15 protein-coding genes and 1 tRNA gene are annotated in these 17,114 nt (G+C 62.4%); 8 read left to right on the top strand and 8 right to left on the bottom strand.

What is annotated here, in order from left to right; genetic code table 11:
• Positions 1-147: 147 nt before the first annotated feature.
• On the bottom strand, positions 148-1,956 hold the full coding sequence (locus MSIL_RS19760; protein ID WP_012592841.1) for a YncE family protein: 1,809 nt from the start codon (positions 1,954-1,956) through the stop codon (positions 148-150).
• Between the two features lie 189 nt (positions 1,957-2,145).
• Here MSIL_RS19760 and MSIL_RS20430 point away from each other — a divergent pair, with 189 nt between their 5' ends.
• Positions 2,146-2,859: a J domain-containing protein gene (locus MSIL_RS20430; RefSeq protein ID WP_012592840.1), complete on the top strand. Its 714-nt coding sequence runs from the start codon at positions 2,146-2,148 to the stop codon at positions 2,857-2,859.
• A 290-nt stretch (positions 2,860-3,149) separates the two neighbouring features.
• Here the strand turns inward: MSIL_RS20430 and MSIL_RS20425 are convergent, their stop codons facing one another.
• Complete coding sequence (locus MSIL_RS20425) at positions 3,150-3,398, bottom strand: hypothetical protein (RefSeq protein WP_148213154.1); 249 nt, start codon at positions 3,396-3,398, stop codon at positions 3,150-3,152.
• 787 nt (positions 3,399-4,185) lie between these two features.
• Here MSIL_RS20425 and MSIL_RS19740 point away from each other — a divergent pair.
• Positions 4,186-5,484, top strand: coding sequence for an alpha/beta hydrolase family protein (locus tag MSIL_RS19740; RefSeq protein ID WP_148213153.1), 1,299 nt, complete (start codon positions 4,186-4,188; stop codon positions 5,482-5,484).
• Between the two features lie 113 nt (positions 5,485-5,597).
• Complete coding sequence (locus MSIL_RS19735) at positions 5,598-5,924, top strand: hypothetical protein (RefSeq protein WP_041368204.1); 327 nt, start codon at positions 5,598-5,600, stop codon at positions 5,922-5,924.
• A gap of 24 nt (positions 5,925-5,948) precedes the next feature.
• On the opposite strand, the gene MSIL_RS19730 is transcribed toward MSIL_RS19735, so the two are convergent.
• The 3 genes from MSIL_RS19730 to MSIL_RS19720 form a co-directional block, all read right to left on the bottom strand.
• Entirely contained in the window at positions 5,949-6,239 is a 291-nt protein-coding gene (locus MSIL_RS19730) for a hypothetical protein (RefSeq protein ID WP_041368203.1), read from the bottom strand.
• Positions 6,240-6,345: 106 nt separating this feature from the next.
• A tRNA-Met gene (locus tag MSIL_RS19725) sits at positions 6,346-6,422 on the bottom strand.
• Positions 6,423-7,003: 581 nt separating this feature from the next.
• Complete coding sequence (locus MSIL_RS19720) at positions 7,004-7,753, bottom strand: SDR family oxidoreductase (RefSeq protein WP_012592834.1); 750 nt, start codon at positions 7,751-7,753, stop codon at positions 7,004-7,006.
• A 200-nt stretch (positions 7,754-7,953) separates the two neighbouring features.
• Here MSIL_RS19720 and MSIL_RS19715 point away from each other — a divergent pair, with 200 nt between their 5' ends.
• Together MSIL_RS19715 and MSIL_RS19710 are read left to right on the top strand one after the other, a co-directional pair.
• Positions 7,954-8,241: a helix-turn-helix domain-containing protein gene (locus MSIL_RS19715; RefSeq protein WP_049768228.1), complete on the top strand. Its 288-nt coding sequence runs from the start codon at positions 7,954-7,956 to the stop codon at positions 8,239-8,241.
• A gap of 51 nt (positions 8,242-8,292) precedes the next feature.
• Positions 8,293-10,002 carry a SulP family inorganic anion transporter gene (locus MSIL_RS19710; protein ID WP_041368201.1) on the top strand — a complete coding sequence of 570 codons (1,710 nt, stop codon included), beginning with the start codon at positions 8,293-8,295 and terminating at the stop codon, positions 10,000-10,002.
• A gap of 27 nt (positions 10,003-10,029) precedes the next feature.
• Here the strand turns inward: MSIL_RS19710 and MSIL_RS19705 are convergent, their stop codons facing one another.
• Positions 10,030-11,553: an aldehyde dehydrogenase family protein gene (locus MSIL_RS19705; protein ID WP_012592831.1), complete on the bottom strand. Its 1,524-nt coding sequence runs from the start codon at positions 11,551-11,553 to the stop codon at positions 10,030-10,032.
• A 195-nt stretch (positions 11,554-11,748) separates the two neighbouring features.
• Here MSIL_RS19705 and MSIL_RS19700 point away from each other — a divergent pair, with 195 nt between their 5' ends.
• Together MSIL_RS19700 and MSIL_RS19695 are read left to right on the top strand one after the other, a co-directional pair.
• On the top strand, positions 11,749-12,972 hold the full coding sequence (locus MSIL_RS19700; protein WP_187148680.1) for an SGNH/GDSL hydrolase family protein: 1,224 nt from the start codon (positions 11,749-11,751) through the stop codon (positions 12,970-12,972).
• A 166-nt stretch (positions 12,973-13,138) separates the two neighbouring features.
• Positions 13,139-13,756, top strand: a complete 618-nt coding sequence (locus MSIL_RS19695; protein WP_012592829.1) for a L,D-transpeptidase — start codon at positions 13,139-13,141, stop codon at positions 13,754-13,756.
• An 80-nt stretch (positions 13,757-13,836) separates the two neighbouring features.
• Here MSIL_RS19695 and MSIL_RS19690 read toward each other — a convergent pair whose 3' ends face one another.
• The gene (locus MSIL_RS19690; RefSeq protein WP_012592828.1) at positions 13,837-14,874 is read right to left on the bottom strand and encodes an alpha/beta fold hydrolase; all 1,038 of its coding nucleotides are present in this window, start codon (positions 14,872-14,874) and stop codon (positions 13,837-13,839) included.
• A 202-nt stretch (positions 14,875-15,076) separates the two neighbouring features.
• Between MSIL_RS19690 and MSIL_RS19685 the strand changes: the two genes are divergently transcribed.
• Positions 15,077-15,556: an Hsp20 family protein gene (locus MSIL_RS19685; RefSeq protein ID WP_012592827.1), complete on the top strand. Its 480-nt coding sequence runs from the start codon at positions 15,077-15,079 to the stop codon at positions 15,554-15,556.
• 72 nt (positions 15,557-15,628) lie between these two features.
• On the opposite strand, the gene MSIL_RS19680 is transcribed toward MSIL_RS19685, so the two are convergent.
• Positions 15,629-16,678: a threonine aldolase family protein gene (locus MSIL_RS19680; RefSeq protein WP_041369597.1), complete on the bottom strand. Its 1,050-nt coding sequence runs from the start codon at positions 16,676-16,678 to the stop codon at positions 15,629-15,631.
• Between the last annotated feature and the right edge of the window lie 436 nt (positions 16,679-17,114).

Genomic DNA, 17,114 nt, shown 5'->3' with positions numbered 1-17,114 from the left:
CTCGGCGCAACTCCGCCCTATCCGGGCGGCCGCGCCCAGGAATGACGCTCGAAAGTTGCAGATTTTCCGGGCCGGCATCATGCTCCGCCCAGTTGATTGGATCACATTTCGCGATTTTGGTTCGACTCAATCGAAAATCATCGTCATCTAAAGCGTGCAGGACCTCGTATGCTTCATGTGATCGAGCTTCGTCGGAATGATGACGCTGTCGTGATGGCCGCCGCTGCTGGGCAGGATGCCTATGAGATTGTCGGTTGCGACGTCGACGACGGCGATGCCGCTCGACAGCCGTTGAAATCCGCTGAAGGGAGCGAGAATATATTTCCCGTCGTAAGTAATTGAAAGCGTCTGCAAATCAGGACCGATTCCCTGTATTTCCTTCCTTATGGTCCAGGTGCTGGTATCCACGACCATAATGCCGCTTGCCGCCGGCGAAGGATGCAAGACCGAAAGGTAGAGTTTTGAGCCGTCCAGCGAGAAAACCATGTGGAACGGATTTGGATATTTCCCGCGCCACAGCGGATCTTCGATATGGGCAATCTTGCGCCATTTAGTCGGGTCGGGATCGCTGCTGTCGAATACGCCGCAGTTGTTTTCCCGCAGATTATTCATCATGCACAGGAATCTACCGTCGGGCGAAAACCCGATCTCGTGTCCGGGCGAAAAAATCTTGTCGAAGGCGACTTCCCAATGGTCGCCGTCGATCTTCTTCACCGGATATTGCGCCGGGGAATCCTTGTTGAATTGAACGAAGGCGACCGGCTCGAAATTGTTCTCCGCATCCAGGATGGTGACGCCGCCGCACAGTCGGATCGCGGTCGCGGCCCAGCGGCCGCTCGGATGCCAGATGGTTCCGTCGGCGCCCGTCAACCCGTGGGGATCATCGCCGGGAATGGTCCCTTCCTCGACGAATAATTCGCCCATGGGGACCATTTCCCACTCGATCTTCTGCCCCTTGGTGCCGAGGTAGTCATATTTGCCGGTCGCGTCGTCGGGATAGATCTTCGAGATTTTGAGAACGCCGCCCTTCTGCCAGCACTCCGACATGCTGGCCGTGTTGGATACCCAATCGAATTTCAGCGCGGCGATGACCCTGGACGAATTCCGATCAAAGCAGGCGGCGATGTCCTTCTGCCCATCGGTCACGAAATAGGATTGGGCGTCTTTGGGGTTGATGGTGACGTGAACGCCAAGGCCAAGCCCCGTCGTTTCCGACACGTTTTCCAACAGCTCCATCTGCGCGCCGTCATAGCGCACGCGATAGATATTGAAGCCGGGCGCCGGCGTCTCGATGCGGGTCGGAATGCCATAGATGAGCGAATTTCTCCCGCCCTGCGTGCTGTTTACAAACTCGAACGAGTGATAGGGGTCGGCGCTTGGAAACGCGCACAGGTGATGGGAAATCGGATTGAAGTCGCCATAGTTCCAGTACCAGATGGAGCCGAGCACGCGATTAGAGTTGAGATCGATCGCATAGGTGCCGCCGCCAAGCTTGGTCGGCAGCAACAAAATCCATTTGCCGAGGCCCCTGCCGCCGACATCGGCTTTGGAGTCGGCAAGCTCGCGAACGATGTGTTCTGTCTGCGGCCCGCTGGCGACGCTCGCGGCGTGGCCGGCGCCTGATTCCGTTGCGCTGCTGTTGATCCAGCCGTAACCGAGCGCAGCCGCTTCCCCGGCGACGGCCGCGCCGCTGACGACCTTGAGGATCGCGCGGCGATCAAGCTTCGATGAGGGCGGCGCAGGGGCTGTGACCTGCAGCGCATTGTGTTGTCTTTTTTCGTTCAAATAAACTTCAAAATCGGCGCGATCCTGCGCGGCGACCGCTTCTCTCGCTTTGAGATAATGTTCAATATCGGCGTCTGTAGCGAGCGGCCCTCGACTTTGCGGCGCTCCGATGTTCAAATCTGGATTGTCTGCACGATCGCCGGATGCGGTTTTCTTCGTCTGCTCGGACATTTCGAACTCCCGAAATTCACGGAAAACGGCCCAAGCTGAAACTGTGCAGAAGGAGGTTGCCAGACGCATTCCTGGAAGTCAATAATATCGCTGATCTTGTCAGTGCATCGATAGTGCGTGCTGTGTTCGGACCGGGACGAACGGACTGCAATCGCGATGTTTGTCTGCCGACGACCAGGAACTGGCGCCATGAGTGATCCCTTTATCTTCGCTCTCATCGCACTGGGATTGTCTATCGTCGCGTCGCTCGTCCGGATGATCGACTGGTTCATCCACAGCGATCCCAAAGTCATCGCTCGGACCACGCGCTGGGCCGCGACCGCAATCGCAGCCTTGTCCGTTCCTCTTCTCGTGATCCTCCTGTTCAAGGAACAATCGACCGCAGCGGTCGTGCTTGGCGCGGCGATGGTTCTCGTCCCTACGCTTCTCGGGTGGCGGATATTGGGTTGGACTGCGTTTCGGCCCCTGTCGACGGACGGCGGGACTTCATCCGCGGCGTCCTGCGGGAACGGATCAGGGGAAGGCGTTGTCAGCGATCCCGAACTTGTTCGGCGTTCAGCGGCGGTGCTGGAGGCTTATTTGCGGCATATCTCCGGGCCGGCGGCGGAAAGCGGCGCAAACCTGCCGGCGATTGCTGGCCGCGCAGATTGGCGCGCGCCACGCAGATCCGGCGGGCGCGCCGCGGGTCCCTTTCTCGATGCAATGTCTGAGCAGGAGGCGCTCGCCATTCTCGGGCTGGAGGCCGGCGCCACCGAACTCGGAATTTGTGACGCGCACCAACGGATAGCGCATCAGGTTCACCCGGATCAGGGCGGCTCGCATTATCTCTCGATCAAGGTGAACCAGGCCAAGGAGATCCTTCTCCAGGGCGCCGCCGAGACGTCTGCGAGGGCATCGCGTTAGGCGCGAGATGAAAAGGCTTCAGAAGACGCTTGAGGCCGCGGACGTTGAATTTATTCCAGAGAATGGCTTCGGCGCGGGCGGGAGGCTAAGGAAGGACATTCACAATTAGCGCGTGCTTTCAGCGTGCGCAGGCGCTCGTCGATCTGCCGCTTCATCCGCTCGCGCCGTTGATGATCGTGACCATCGCCAGCAATTGGATTCCGACTCTAAGAAGCGTGAACAGCGCCAAACCGATCAATGTCGCAAGCAGGCTTCGCCGCCAACTAAATTCATATCGCGGAGCAGAGCCTCTACTGGTCCAGCCACGCCGCTGTATCATCCGGAGACCTCGCCGTCGGAGACATCGCCGTCGCGGTCACGGTGGCGCTGCGGGCTGGCAATTCGAGTTTTACCTGTTGCTGCGCCTTTTCAAGCGTCGCTTCCCTTGTGTCGAGCCCCTGCACGGTCCATCCGCGGAAAGACTGCCCGATACGCAGCCGCACAAGCGAATGGTTGGTTTGGTCGAGAAACACCGCCATACCTACAAGAGGACCATGCACTACGCCAATTAAATCGAGTTTGGGCTTTTCGGGCTCCGACGCCGGCGCGACGGCTACAGGCGTTCTCTCTACAACGACCACTTGGGGCGCGGCGGGCGGCGGCGGGCGGCGAGTCGCAGAGAAAAGCGGACGCTCGCGCGTCGCACGCAAAGATTCCAATGATATCGCCGAAAGTGGATTTCCTCGGCCTGATACATCACCTGTAGCCTGCGCCCTGCCCGGAATGACCGTTGTGCTCTCCTGCAGGCCAATAGATTCGTCAGCGCGTGCGCTCTGGCTCGGCTGCCCAAAGGCTATTCCTGTTACGCAATACGCTTCCAGCGCCAAAAGTAGAGATGCAGATGCGCACGGTTTCATTTGTCCAACCTGTCAATTAGCCGACACGTCGACTTACATCCTGGGAGCGATGATCCTAGGGCGCGTTCGAACATAACACAAAGTCCCTCCACGCCGCCAATGCTGGAGATCGAATATAGCGGCGCGCCTAGCATTTTTGTTAGCTGCACTGCATCATTCTATTCCAGGACCCACGGGTCGGCCCAGCCTTACCGATCGGCTACGCTTCAGGCGACATAAGAGAAAATACCCATTTTATGATATCGGCCGGAATTTCGTGGAAGACTTTTCCTAGTTGCCCCGACAAGTTTCGAGGGCTATCACGAAACCGTGAGGAAAATTAGGAGCTATAGAAAAACACGCCTATACTCAGTGAGTTATGGATCTTAACTCGGCGCGCGTGTTTTCCTGAGCCAAACCTGAGCGGTTTCACAGCAAGGGGGGACACAAAATGAGAGTTCCATTATTTAAACTAAATCTCAACCCTGCGGAACGTGAGGCGCCGAATACGCTCAAAGCAATCAAACATTCGGTGTTGGCGGCTGTAGCCGTAATCGCTCTAGGGTTCACGGCTAATGCCGCTCAAGCACAAGATTACTCTGCGGTGAATGCGAATGGAACTTTGAAGTTGGGCGGATATGGCAATTTCTTTATTGCAGGAAATCTTGCCGCCTGCCCTGCGCCGCCGGCGCCATATGCCAATTCGGATATATGCTCCAGGACCGTCAACCCTGGGCTACGCATGATCAATCAGATGTACGTGCAGTTCATGCTGCCCATCAAAGAAGCCAAGAAAGCGCATTGGCCGATCGCCATCGTGCACGGTTGCTGCTTGAGCACAAAATCATGGCAAACCACGCCCGATGGACGGATGGGCTGGGACGAGTATTTCGTCCGTCAAAAGTTTGACACCTATATGGTTGATCAGGTTGGCCGTGCGCGTTCGGGCTTCGACGCAATATCTTACAATTCCTTGCGGTATGGTATTACCAACTGTATCCCATCCGCAAATCCTGCGGCGCAGTGCCCGGCAATTCCGAGCATTCTGATCGCCAGCGATCAATTCGCCTGGAATGTCTTCCGTTGGGGCACCACGACTTGTACGACGTCTCCATGCTCCTCCAACACCGTGCCCAATGCTGGCATACGGTTCCCGATGCAAACAGTGGGGGTTGGCCCAGGCTCGAACCTGCAATTCTACAATATGGTCATCCCTGATTTGAATGCGACGCTGTCGGGCGCTCCGAGTCCAACGGACCCTGCGGGCTTCTACAATACTCCCGCTCAAATGGCGGAGCTCGCCAGGCAATTAGGGGGCGCCACCTTGATGGGTCACTCCGAATCGTCTTCGTTCCCGATCCGGGCCGCTCTTCAACCGGCCGCGGGTTGCTACCCCTGGACGACGAAAGACGCCTGCAAGGTTAAGGCCATCATCCAGCTTGAGACGGGTTGCTTCGGAAACCTTACCGCAGAGGAAATCAAGACCCTGAAGCATATCCCGATCCTTATCGAGGAAGGCGATTTCTACCCGACGGCTCGCCCGGTCGCGCCGTGCCCGCAGATGATTCAGCAAATCACCGCGGCAGGCGGCGACATTAAATACGCTCATTTACCCGACCTGAAGCCGAATTCCCTCTATAGAGGTTCGCCCGGCGCCATTCACGGCAATGATCACATGGTGATGCTGGATACAAACAATCTGCAGATCGCTCAAATCTTCATCAATTGGCTCTCTTCACGCGGCCTGTAAGGGGATCAACAGGCGCGTGACAATGAAGTGGCGCGCATTGAGATCCAAAGCCTCCCCGCGACGATGGCGGGGAGGCTGTTGGTCAAGCTGACGGTTCCTAATCTTGAAAAACAATGATGGAGAAGATCGTGAAAGCGATCCTTGCTATAGCCCTCGTTGCGTCGCAGACGACCTATTACGAGGCCAAGGTGACCACCTTTGGCTGCACCTCGATTGAAGCCGTCTCTGAGCTGCAAAAGGTTCGCTCCGACGAGAAAGCGCTTCAAGCCGCCCTGATGGACAAGCAACTTTCTGGCGAATGCGTTGCGATCTTGAAAGGCACACAGGTCGAGGGTTCGAACGAGCCTGCCGACAGTTCCATACTGCGGGTGAACCAGAAGATCGAACCGCCGGGATACGAGGCTCCGCTGGAGGACTTCGAAGCAAAAGCGAGTGACTAGGATTGGGTTGGTCGGCAAGGCGGATTATTTTCGCGAGAGATCGACCGGCTGGTCGACTCGCTGGCCAAGGGTTTCGTGACGGTGGAGGCGATCAGGGATCGCCTGCTGGGCCTCGTGGCGCAAAAGAGAAAGCTGAAGATCGCGCTGGCGGGGATCGAGACGCCGCCAAATCTGGTCGCCCTGCATCCCGCCGCGCTGGCGCGCTATCTCGATCTGATCGAGCGCCTCTCGACGGAGCTGGCGGCAGGAAAGAGCATCCACGGGGACGGCTGCGCGGCCGCGTTCCGCGACCTGGTCGACAGCGTCATCGTACACCCAAGCCCGCCAAGAGCGCCGCTGGAGATCGAACTCTGCGGCTATCTCGCCAAGCTGACGGACGAGCCTCGCCTGGCCCCGTCGGGCAGATATATTGGGTTTGCGCTGGTAGCGGAGGAGGGACTCGAACCCCCGACACAAGGATTATGATTCCTCTGCTCTAGCCGGCTGAGCTACTCCGCCTCGCTTGAAGCGATGCCGGGTTGGATAGGCAGATGGGGAGAAGGTGTCAAGCGAGCAGTTTGGCTGCGAGTCCCGCGGGGACGGCAAAAACCGGACTCGTTTGCGCCAGGCAACGTCGGGAGAGGCCTGAGCACAATGACGAACCAGTCGCCCCGACAATCGGCGCAGCCGATGGTCGCTCAAGGCCGATGGAAATCAAATTGCACCCGCGATTTCTGGCTCAATACTTCGGGGAATTTTGCCGGATCACCATCTGACAGCAAAGATCGTCTAAAGCTGAGCAGCGGATTCCCGGCAGACGCGCTTGCTTGCCGAGTTTCGCGGTCGGATTCCTGAGATCCTCGACGCGCGCGGCTTCCCGCGGCCGGCGAGGCGCTGGGATCGCATCTGAGTCCCTCGAGATCGAGCTATGAGGGTCGGATATTATCCCAGCCTGCCCCGCGATTCACGCGCAACCGCTTACGCTCAGCTTCCTGGCTAATGGCCAGGCCGCGCAGCGCTTTGCAAAGCTGGGCCGTGGACGCCCGCGCATCTGCTGACCCAGATGAACCGGCGATCCTGGCCGCCTTAAACCCTATGATCTATCCCCGTCCTATGAAAGGCATGTTCGTTGCCATGACGGTCATGAACTGAACGTTGGCGCCGGGCGGCAAATCCGCCATGAACGCGACCGCCTCGGCCGCGCGCCTGACGTCCATCGTCGGCTCGGCTGCGACGTCGCCATTGGCCTGCAGGACGCCCGAGGATATGACGCTGGTCATATCCGTTGCGGCGTTGCCAATGCCGATCTGGCCGCAGGCGATATTCCAGGGCCTTCCGTCGAGCGAGATCGATTTCGTCAGCCCAGTGATCGCGTGTTTCGACGCCGTATAGGCGATCGAGCGCGGTCGTGGCGTATGGGCCGAGATCGAGCCATTGTTGATGATGCGGCCGCCGCAGGGATTTTGCGTCTTCATCGCGCGGAACGCCGCCTGCGCGCATAGAAACGAGCCCGTCAGATTGACGTCGATCATCACACGCCATTGCTCCAGCGTCAGTTCATCGACGCGGCCGGAGCCGGCGAAGGAGCCAGCGTTGTTGAATAAAACGTCGACGCGGGAAAACCGGCCGACCGCTGCGTCGAACAAGCGGCTCACCGCAGCCTCATCCGTCACATCGGTTGGGGCGACGACGACCGATTGCGGATCCAGGCAAAGATCCCGGGTCGCCGTCAGCGCTTCCTCGCGCCGGCCAGCGAGAATGACGATGTCGCCGCGGCGGGTGAATTCGAGCGAGGCCGCACGGCCGATCCCTGAGCCAGCGCCGGTGACGATCACGATCTTTCCGCTCATTTGAAAACTCCGCAAATTCGTCCGGCGAAGGTTGGCTCGTCAGATGAAGCATGTTTTGCCTCGGTTGTCTGGCCGCGCCGAGCGCGAAGCAATCTTCCCCCGCAAAGCGGGAAATGAGATCGAAATCCTGACTTCTCATGTTTTAAACATGAGAAGTTATGCTATAAAGATGAAGCTCAAATCGGAACAGGCGTTCGACCGTGATGACCGCCGCCCAAATGCGGGCCGCTCGCGCCTTGCTCGGCCTCGACCAGAGGCAGCTTGCAGAGATGTCCGGCCTGTCCTTGCCGACGATCCAGCGGATGGAGGCGAGCGAGGGAAATGTGCGCGGCGTCGTCGACACGCTGACTCGGGTCGTCGAGGCGCTCGATCGCGCCGGCGTCGAGCTGATCGGCGAGGGGGCTTTGAGTCCGGCGGGCGGCCGCGGCGTGCGCTTCAAAGAGGCCGCAAAAGAGAGCGCCAGGGAAAGCGCCCCCCGGCGCGACTAAAATTCTGATCGGCCTTGCCGGCCCGCCGGCGGACCGGAAATGGACCGTAGCATGACGACCGCCGCGATAGCCCCGAGTTTCGCCGCCCTTTTCACGCCAAAGCTCGTGACCGTTCTGCGCGAGCGCTACGGGCTCGCGGATTTTCGCGCCGACGTGATCGCCGGCCTCACTGTCGCGATCGTCGCCCTGCCCCTGTCGATGGCGATCGCGATCGCCTCGGGCGTCACGCCGGACCGCGGGCTTTATACGGCGATCGTCGGCGGATTCTTCGTGTCCTTGCTGGGCGGCAGCCGGTTTCAGATCGGAGGACCCGCGGGCGCCTTCATCGTGCTGGTGGCGACGACCGTCGCCATCCATGGCGTCGACGGCCTCATCATCGCAACCTTCCTCTCTGGGATCATTCTTCTTTCGATCGGTTTCCTGCGCCTCGGCGCCTTCATCAAATTCATTCCCTATCCCGTCACGGTCGGCTTTAGCGCCGGCATTGCGACGATCATCTTCGCGAGCCAGATCAAGGATTTGCTTGGTCTGACCCTCAGCGGTCCCGAGCCCGGCCCCTTGTTCGAAAAACTCGGCGCCCTTGGCGCGGCTTTGCCGAGTTTGAGTTTGCCCGCCTTTTGCGTCTCGGGCGCGACCATCGCCATCATCCTCCTCGTCCGCCGCTATCGGCCGCACTGGCCCGGCATGCTCATCGCCGTCGCCGTCGCTTCGCTCGCGGGCTTTGCGCTGGCCTTGCCGATCGACACCATCGGCTCGCATTTCGGCGGCATTCCGCGCGGCCTCCCCGCGCCGAGCCTGCCGGCTCTGTCGCTCGACAGGATCGTCACACTGCTGCCCGTCGCCTTTTCCTTCGCGCTGCTCGGCAGCATCGAGAGCCTGCTTTCCGCCGTCGTCGCCGACAGCATGTCCGGGCGCCGCCACCGTTCGAACTGTGAACTTGTCGCGCAGGGCGTCGCCAATATGGCCTCGGCGCTGTTCGGCGGCATTTGCGTCACCGGAACGATCGCGCGCACGGCGACAAATGTGCGCTCCGGCGCGCGCAGCCCGATCGCCGGAATGCTGCATGCGGCGTTCCTGCTGCTGTTCATGCTGGTCGCGGCCCCCCTGGCCTCCTATATCCCGCTCGCGGCGCTGGCCGGCGTATTGGCGATCGTCGCCTGGAATATGGCGGAACAACACGCCTTCACCACCCTGATCCGCGCCTCGCGCGGCGACGCGGTGGTGCTGCTCGCCACCTTTCTGTTGACGATCTTCCGCGATCTGACGACCGGCATTCTCGCCGGCTTCAGCCTGGCCTCGCTGGTGTTCATGCGCCGCATGTCGCAATCGCTTCAGGTCGAGGCGGTGGGAACCTTCGGCCCCGACGACGAGGGCGACGCCGGCGAAAACGGGGCGGGCTACGGCGCGCTGACGAGCGACCGCGACATTGTCGCCTTCAAAATTTCCGGGGCGTTTTTCTTCGGCGCGGCGGCTGGCGTCAGCGCCGTGCTCGACGAAATCGCCGAGCAGCCGAAAGCCTTCATCATCGATCTTTCGGCCGTCTCGGCGCTCGATTCGACGGCGGCGGCGGCGATCGGCGATTTCGCCGCCAAAGCGCATCGCCGCGGCGCTTTTGTCTATATTTCGGGCGCTTCCAAGGTGGTTCGGCGGGCCTTGCTGATGTCGACCGACGGCGTCCGGCGGGTGCGGTTCAAGGATGACATCCGCACCGCCGCAGCCGCCGCGCGCGCGGCGATCGGCGCCCCGCCCGCCCCCGTCTGACGGCAGCGGGACGCTTCTCCATCGTGATCAGCCGATCCGCGTCGTGATCGCCTTCGCCTCGAGGTAGTTCGACAGAACCGCCTGTCCCATCTCGCGGCCCCATCCCGACTGCTTGTAGCCGCCGAAGGGCAGCGCCGCGTCGAAGACATGGTAGCAGTTGATCCACACCGTGCCGGCGCGCAGCCGGTTGGCGATCTGATGCGCCCGCCCGGTATTGCCCGACCAGACGCCCGCGGCGAGGCCGTAGATCGTGTTGTTCGCTTCGGCGATCAGCGCGTCGTCGGGCTCATCGAACGGGGTGGCGACGAGCACAGGCCCGAAGATCTCCTCGCGCACCACCCGCATGCCCGGGTTTGTGTCGACGAGGACCGTCGGGGGCACGAAATAACCGGCGCCGCCAAGCCCTTCCCCGCCGCAGACGGCGCGGGCGCCTTCCTGACGGCCCGAGGCGAGCAAGCCCGTGACGCGGTCATATTGGACGCGCGACACCAGCGGGCCCATCTCCGTTTCCGCGTTGAGGCCGTGGCCCAATTTGATCTTTTCCGCCTGCGCCGCGATGCCCTCGACGACCTTGTCGAACAGATTGCGCTGCACGAACAGCCGCGAACCGGCGTTGCAGCACTGACCATGATTGAAGAAGATCGCGGCGGTCGCGCCGGCGATCGCCATCTCCGGATCGGCGTCGCCAAGGACGATGTTCGGCGATTTACCGCCAAGCTCCAGCGAGACTTTCTTGAGATCGCGCGAGGCGGCCTGAACGATCAGGCGGCCCACTTCCGTTGAGCCGGTGAAGGCGACCTTGTCGACTCCCGGATGGCCGGCCAGCGCCGCCCCCGCCGTTTCGCCAAAGCCCGGGACAATATTGACGACGCCGTCCGGAACGCCAGCCTCGATCAGAAGCTCGCCAAGTCGCAGCGCCGAAAGCGGCGTCTCCTCGGCGATCTTGAGCACGACCGCGCAGCCGGTGGTCAGGGCCGGGGCCAGCTTCCACGCCGCCATCAGAAGCGGGAAGTTCCATGGAATGATCTGGCCCACGACGCCGATCGGCTCGAGCCGCGTCATCGATACGAATTCCATGCCCGGGGCGGTCAGCGCCGAAATCGGGATATGCTTGCCCTCAAGCTTGGTCGCCCAGCCAGACATATAGTGGAACATGTCGGCTGACAAAGTAACGTCTGCGGCCTTCGCGACAGCTTTGGGCTTGCCATTGTCGAGCGATTCGATCGCGGCCAGTTCATCGGCATGGTCGAGGATGAGATCGCCGATGCGATGGATAATGCGGCCGCGTTCGGAGGGCGTCATGCGCGACCAGGGGCCGCTTTCAAACGCGCGGCGCGCAGCCGCCACCGCGAGGTCGACGTCAGCGGCGTCGCCCTCCGCGACCGAAGCGATCTTTTCCCCCGTCGCCGGATCGAATACGTCGAACGTCTTGCCAGAGACCGATTTGACCCATTTGCCGTCGATCAACATTGGCCGCGGACCGGATAGCCAATTGCGGATCTCATCCGGAATGACCGCCGCTGCGGCGGAAACATTGGCTCGTACATTCATTGAACGCTTCTCCCTGTTGAAGCTCATTCGTCCGGTACGGCCACTTTTTGCTGGCTCGCCCGGGGCCGGCCAAGGCCGGACGCCCAAACATATGGGCGGCGCGTCCTGCTTGTAAAAGCGCGCGCGCTGCTTTGTGATCCGGCGCGCTTGCGGGGTGCGCCGCGCGCCATCGACGTCTATAATGGCTCTATGACGATGACTTCGACTTCCCTTGCCTGTTCGTCTGGCCGCTACGGCGGGCGTCTGGCCTCGCTCGCCCTCGCGCTCTGCCTCGCCGCCGCGACGCTGGCGTCTGTCGCAGCGCCGGCCGCCGCGCAGGAAAATCCGTTCAGCTGGTTCACCAATCTGTTTCAGCCGGCGCCGCAGCCGGGCCAATTAAAGCGCCGGCCCGAAATCCACCGACCTGCGCGCGACTACGGCGCGCCTCGGGCGAAACGCGCCGCGCGCTCCGAGGAAAAGCGCTCGAGGCCGGTGGAAGCCGCCGAAAAGCACAAGGAGCCGACGGTCCCGCCGTCCTATTTCGTCGCCGTTCTCGGCGACAGCCTTGGGCAGATGCTCGGCCAGGGATTGACCGAGGCCTTCGCCGACCGCCCGGACGTCGCGATCCTGCACAAGGGCAAGGACAGCAGCGGCCTCGTCCGCGACGATTTTTACGATTGGACCAAGGCTGTCGAGGAGCTTCTCGCCAGCGATGAAAAAATCAATGTCGCGGTCATCATGATCGGCAGCAACGACCGCCAGTCCCTGCGCGATGCTCAGGGCGGCGTCCTCGAGCCGCGCACCCCGCAATGGAACGAGGCCTATGGGCATCGCATCGAGACCATCGCCGCAATGTTCCGCGACAAGAAAATCCCGCTGATCTGGGCCGGTCTTCCGGTCATGAAAAGCGAGCGGCTTTCGACCGACGCCTCCGCGTTCAACGACCTTTATCGCGAATATGCCGGCAAGGGCGGCGCGAAATATGTCGACCTTTGGGAGGCTTTCGCCACCGAGGGCGGCGCCTTCAGCCCGACCGGACCGGACGTCAATGGCGAGATCGTCAAGCTGCGCGCCGCCGACGGGGTACATTTCACCAAGGCCGGCGCGCGCAAACTGGCGCATTTCATCGAGCCCGACATCCGCCACAATCTCGACGAGACGATCCAGCAGCAGAGTCCGGAGAGCCCGGCGATTTCCGCGCCGGCGGAAGCAAATCTTCCCGCCGAGGAAACCCAGCCCGGCGCGAGCGAGGGCGAGCCGCCGCCACCCGCGCCAAAGCCGATCGCCGGCCCCGTGCTGCCCTTGACCGGCCCGGTGCGGGCGCCCGGCGGCGAACTCGCCTCGCGCACGCCGGTCGCAAAGGGGCTGCCGCGTCAGAGCCTGCGCCAGAGCGAGCCGCAGCCGGGCCGCGCCGACGATTTTAGCTGGCCAAGAAATTAGCGCGCGAATCAGGCTCGCGGCCCGCGCTCCGCATCGTGGCGGTGGCCGGGCGAAAATGCGGCCGGCATGCGAAATCTTTGCAGTTGATCTGGAACAAAACGCACAGCTTTAGCGTTATGACTTCAGCTATGCGGCGCTTCGTGCATTTGACCGAGGGGGTTTCAGAATGATTTCGATGAAAGGGCTTATTTTCGCTGTCTCCGCCGCGGCTTTGGTCGCCTCCACTGGGGCCCAGGCCTTTGACGGCGGATCGTCCGGCGTCGTACGCGGGGCCGCTCCGGCAAGTCCGCCGACTCAGACAGCAAGCCTTTCAACGGAACTCAATCGCGCCGCCCAGCCGACCCACACGCTGGTGCCCGACCCGACCGAGGAAAAGCCCGGCACCATCACCGTCGACACCAAGAACCGCTATCTTTATCTCTCGCTCGAAGGCGGCCAGGCGATGCGCTACGACGTCGGCGTCGGCCGCGAGGGCTTTGAGTGGCAGGGCCGCGCCTATGTCGGGCGCCGCGCGCAATGGCCGACCTGGACGCCGCCGGCGGCCATGCTGAAGCGCCGCCCCGACCTGCCGAAGACGATGATCGGCGGGGTCGAAAATCCGCTCGGCGCCCGCGCCATGTATCTCTACAACAAGAGCGGCGACACCATGTTCCGCATCCACGGCACCAATGAGCCGGATACGATCGGTCAGGCCGTGTCGTCTGGCTGCATCCGGCTGCTCAACGAGGACATCGTCGACCTCTATGAGCGGGTCAAGGTGGGCGCGGTCGTCAACGTGCTCTGAGCACGGCGAAGCCTTATTTGCGCGCAGCGGCCTCAGGGCCGCTGTTTGCTTTTTAGAAGCTTCCCCGGCTGAAGGCGCGCTCAGCTCAGGGGCGCCGAGAGGCTTGCCGCGAAAGGGTCCGTTCCCTTCAGCGAGCCAGGGATGAAGGCGTCGAACGCCGCCCAGAATTGCGCGCGGATGGCGTCCCGCTCGATCAGAATTTCATGGCGGGCGCGGCGCAGCGTGATGCAGCGGCCGGCCTTCAGCCTGCTCGCGAAAGCCTCGATCGAGGGCGTATCGACGACTGCGTCGGCGCCCGCGGCCACGATTAGCGTCGGCGTCAGGATGCGGCGCGGATATTCGCCGTCCTCGAAGCGCCTCATCTGACGAAAGGCGGCGCTAGCCCAGCCGATCGTCGGACCGCCGATGGCGAGCTCCGGGCTGGCGGCGATATAGGCCGCCATCCGCGCATAGCGAACGGGATCCGAGGTCAGCACATTTCCCCCGAAGGGCCGCGTCAGATAGGGCGTCGCTCCTCCGGCGCCCGGCGCGAAAGCGCGGGCAAGACCTGTCAGGCAAAGACCGCGGGTGAGGCCGCGGACGGGCCGCGCATAACGTAGCCTCGGCAGATCGATCATCGGCGCGGTGAGCGCGAGACGCTCGAAAAACGACCGGCCGGCATGAGCCTGTTCCAGCAAAATCGCGCCCGCCATGGAATGGCCGAGCGCGAAAAACGGCAGCCGGCCGTAGGGCTCCAATATTTCGCTGCGCAAGGCGTCGAGATCGCGCTGATAGGCGTCGAACTTGCCGATGTGGCCTTTGAGCGGATTGCCGGCCTGGCGCGACGAGCCGCCCTGCCCCCGCCAGTCCATCATGACGACGTCGAAATTGCGCGCCAACAGCTCCCCTGCGACCTCATAATATTTTTCGATAAATTCAGCCCGGCCGGGGAGCACGACGACCGTGCCCGCGCAGACGTCGCCGCAGCTCCAGCGCGCGACGCGCAGGGCGGCCCTGTCCGCGGTCCGGATCCGCGTCACGATCGCGCCCGGCGGACAGAGGCCCGCGTCGGCGCCGCGCTCAGCTGCGTCCGCGGCGCTTTTGTCCTTGCCGGCGTCGCCGACGCTTCGATCCGTCATGGCGTCCCTCGTCGAGATGGATAGAGAAGCGCAAATTTTGCCGCGCGCGCGTTCGCGTCCCTCTTGCGGCCCGATAGCCGCTGCCTACATCATTTTTGCGCGGGCCGCTTGAGGACGCGCGAGCCGGGTTCGGCGGCGAAAATCACTTCGCCAGGCAATCAGGCTCCAGACAACGTGTCGCTTCATTTCAGGAGGATATGCAATGCGTCAATTCGATCTCTCTCCGCTTTATCGGTCAACTGTCGGATTTGATCGGCTGTTCAACATGCTCGATCAGGCCGCGGGTTATGAATCCGCGCCGAGCTACCCACCCTACGACATCGAGCGGACGGGCGAGGACTCCTACCGGATCTCGATCGCGGTCGCCGGCTTCGGCGAAAAGGACCTTTCCGTCGAAACGCGTGAAAACACGCTGAGCGTGCGCGGCTCGCGCGCGGCGCAGACGGGCGAAGGCGCCCCCGCGACCGAAGTCCTCTACCGCGGCATCGCTTCCCGGTCCTTCGAGCGCCGCTTCCAGCTGGCCGAACATGTTCACGTGACAAAAGCCGGCCTTGAGAACGGGCTGCTTCACGTCGATCTCGTGCGGGAGATTCCGGAAGCGCGCAAGCCGCGCCAGATCCCCATCGGGGTCGAGGGCGCGAGCGCTCAGCCGCAGGTGGTTTCGCCGCAAAAAGCCGCCTAATTTTTCACCGGACGTGAATTCGTCCGCCCGAAGGCGCCTCATTCGAGGCGCCTTTTTCGCGCCCGCAAAGGATCAGCCGCGCGCGAGGGCGATAAAGGCGTCGACTTCCGCCGCTTGCGTCGCAAAAGATGTGAGCAGCCGCACGAAAACCTCGCCGTCGCGGCGCATTTCGCCGAAATCGCGATCCGACCAATCGTAATAGCGCACTCCCGCCGCCCGCAGCGCGGCGTCGGCCCGCGCGGGCAGGATTGCGAAAACCTCATTGGCCTGCCTTGGCCAGGGCATGCGAACGCCGGAGGCTTCGGCGAGGCCCGCCGCGAGCCGCGCCGCATGGGCGTTGGCGACGCGCGCATTGTCGAGCCAATGGCCGTTTTCGAGATAGGCCGCCATCTGCGCGCCGAGAAAGCGGCCCTTGCTCAAGAGATGCCCGCCGCGCTTGCGCTGGAACGGCAAGCTCGCCGCCTTGGCCGGATCGAAGACGATAATCGCCTCGCAGGCCAGGGCGCCGTTCTTGGTCGCTCCGAAAGACAGAATGTCGATCCCGGCCTTCCAGCTCATTTCAGCCGGCGAACAGTTGAGTTCGACAAGGGCGTTGGCAAAGCGCGCGCCGTCCATATGGACGCCGAGGCCGGCGTCATGGGCGATGCGGCAGAGCTCAGTGAGTTCCGCAAGGTCATAGACCGCGCCGGCTTCCGTCGCCTGCGACAGCGACAGCGCCGCCGGCTGAACCTGCTTCACGGCGCCGCGCGGAAAGGCGGCCAGCGACTCGCGCAAGGCGGATGGCGCAATCCGGCCGGCCTCGCCGGCGACGCCGACGAGCTTGGCCCCCGCGGTGAACATCTCGGGCGCGCCGCATTCATCCTCGAAGATGTGGGCGCGCGCATGGCAGAAGACGGCGCCCCAGGGCGGGCAAAGGGCGCCAAGCGCGAGCGCATTGGCCGCCGTGCCAGTCGCAACGAGAAAGACCGCGAGCTCCTTTTCGAAGATCTCGCTCAGGAGGGCGGAGGCCCTCGCGGTGAAGGGATCGACGCCATAGGCCGCAGACGATCCGGCGTTCGCCTTGAGAATCGCCTGCATTATTTTTTCGCTGACGCCGGAGGTATTGTCGCTCGTAAAGTCCATCATTCCTTCGTCCAATCGCGGGCGCCGCCGCCCCGCCGCGCAAGGCTCAAGCGTAAGCTTGCCATGGCGCACAACTTGCAATGCTTCTAAACAGTCCGGGCCAGAAGGCGCCGGCGGCTCGACGAGGATAAAGGCCTCTAAACCGCGTCTCAGCCAAGGCTTATCGTTGAGAATGCCTCTTGTTAAGGCAAAACAAATGACATATTTTCAACCGCGGATAGGACAGTGATGCTGACGTGTTCTCGGCGAGCTGCGCCGCGCCGCTTGCTGTCGGCCCTCGCGCCCGAAAGGGCGCGGATGCGGGCGTCGCGCCCTTCCTTGCAAGGACGCCTCGCCTTGCAAGGATGTCTTGCCGTAGAAGATTTTCTTGAAGGCGCTCGGTTTCGAGCCAAAATGGACTAACGTCACGACCGCGCGACAGACGCAGGCGCCCGCG

Origin of the sequence: Methylocella silvestris BL2, from assembly GCF_000021745.1 — a bacterium.
Lineage (GTDB): Bacteria > Pseudomonadota > Alphaproteobacteria > Rhizobiales > Beijerinckiaceae > Methylocapsa > Methylocapsa silvestris.
The sequence above is the reverse complement of the archived record's forward strand: the minus strand, read 5'-3'. Positions and strand labels throughout refer to the sequence as shown.

Bases quoted from the DNA above. Each gene is read 5' to 3' on its own strand.
- MSIL_RS19735 (WP_041368204.1), top strand. From the start codon at position 5,598: ATGATGGAGAAGATCGTGAAAGCGATCCTTGCTATAGCCCTCGTTGCG.
- MSIL_RS20430 (WP_012592840.1), top strand. From the start codon at position 2,146: ATGAGTGATCCCTTTATCTTCGCTCTCATCGCACTGGGATTGTCTATC.
- MSIL_RS19700 (WP_187148680.1), top strand. From the start codon at position 11,749: ATGACTTCGACTTCCCTTGCCTGTTCGTCTGGCCGCTACGGCGGGCGT.
- MSIL_RS19685 (WP_012592827.1), top strand. From the start codon at position 15,077: ATGCGTCAATTCGATCTCTCTCCGCTTTATCGGTCAACTGTCGGATTT.
- MSIL_RS19695 (WP_012592829.1), top strand. From the start codon at position 13,139: ATGATTTCGATGAAAGGGCTTATTTTCGCTGTCTCCGCCGCGGCTTTG.
- MSIL_RS19720 (WP_012592834.1), bottom strand. From the start codon at position 7,753: ATGAGCGGAAAGATCGTGATCGTCACCGGCGCTGGCTCAGGGATCGGC.
- MSIL_RS19705 (WP_012592831.1), bottom strand. From the start codon at position 11,553: ATGAATGTACGAGCCAATGTTTCCGCCGCAGCGGCGGTCATTCCGGAT.
- MSIL_RS19710 (WP_041368201.1), top strand. From the start codon at position 8,293: ATGACGACCGCCGCGATAGCCCCGAGTTTCGCCGCCCTTTTCACGCCA.
- MSIL_RS19680 (WP_041369597.1), bottom strand. From the start codon at position 16,678: ATGGACTTTACGAGCGACAATACCTCCGGCGTCAGCGAAAAAATAATG.
- MSIL_RS19690 (WP_012592828.1), bottom strand. From the start codon at position 14,874: ATGACGGATCGAAGCGTCGGCGACGCCGGCAAGGACAAAAGCGCCGCG.
- MSIL_RS19740 (WP_148213153.1), top strand. From the start codon at position 4,186: ATGAGAGTTCCATTATTTAAACTAAATCTCAACCCTGCGGAACGTGAG.
- MSIL_RS19760 (WP_012592841.1), bottom strand. From the start codon at position 1,956: ATGTCCGAGCAGACGAAGAAAACCGCATCCGGCGATCGTGCAGACAAT.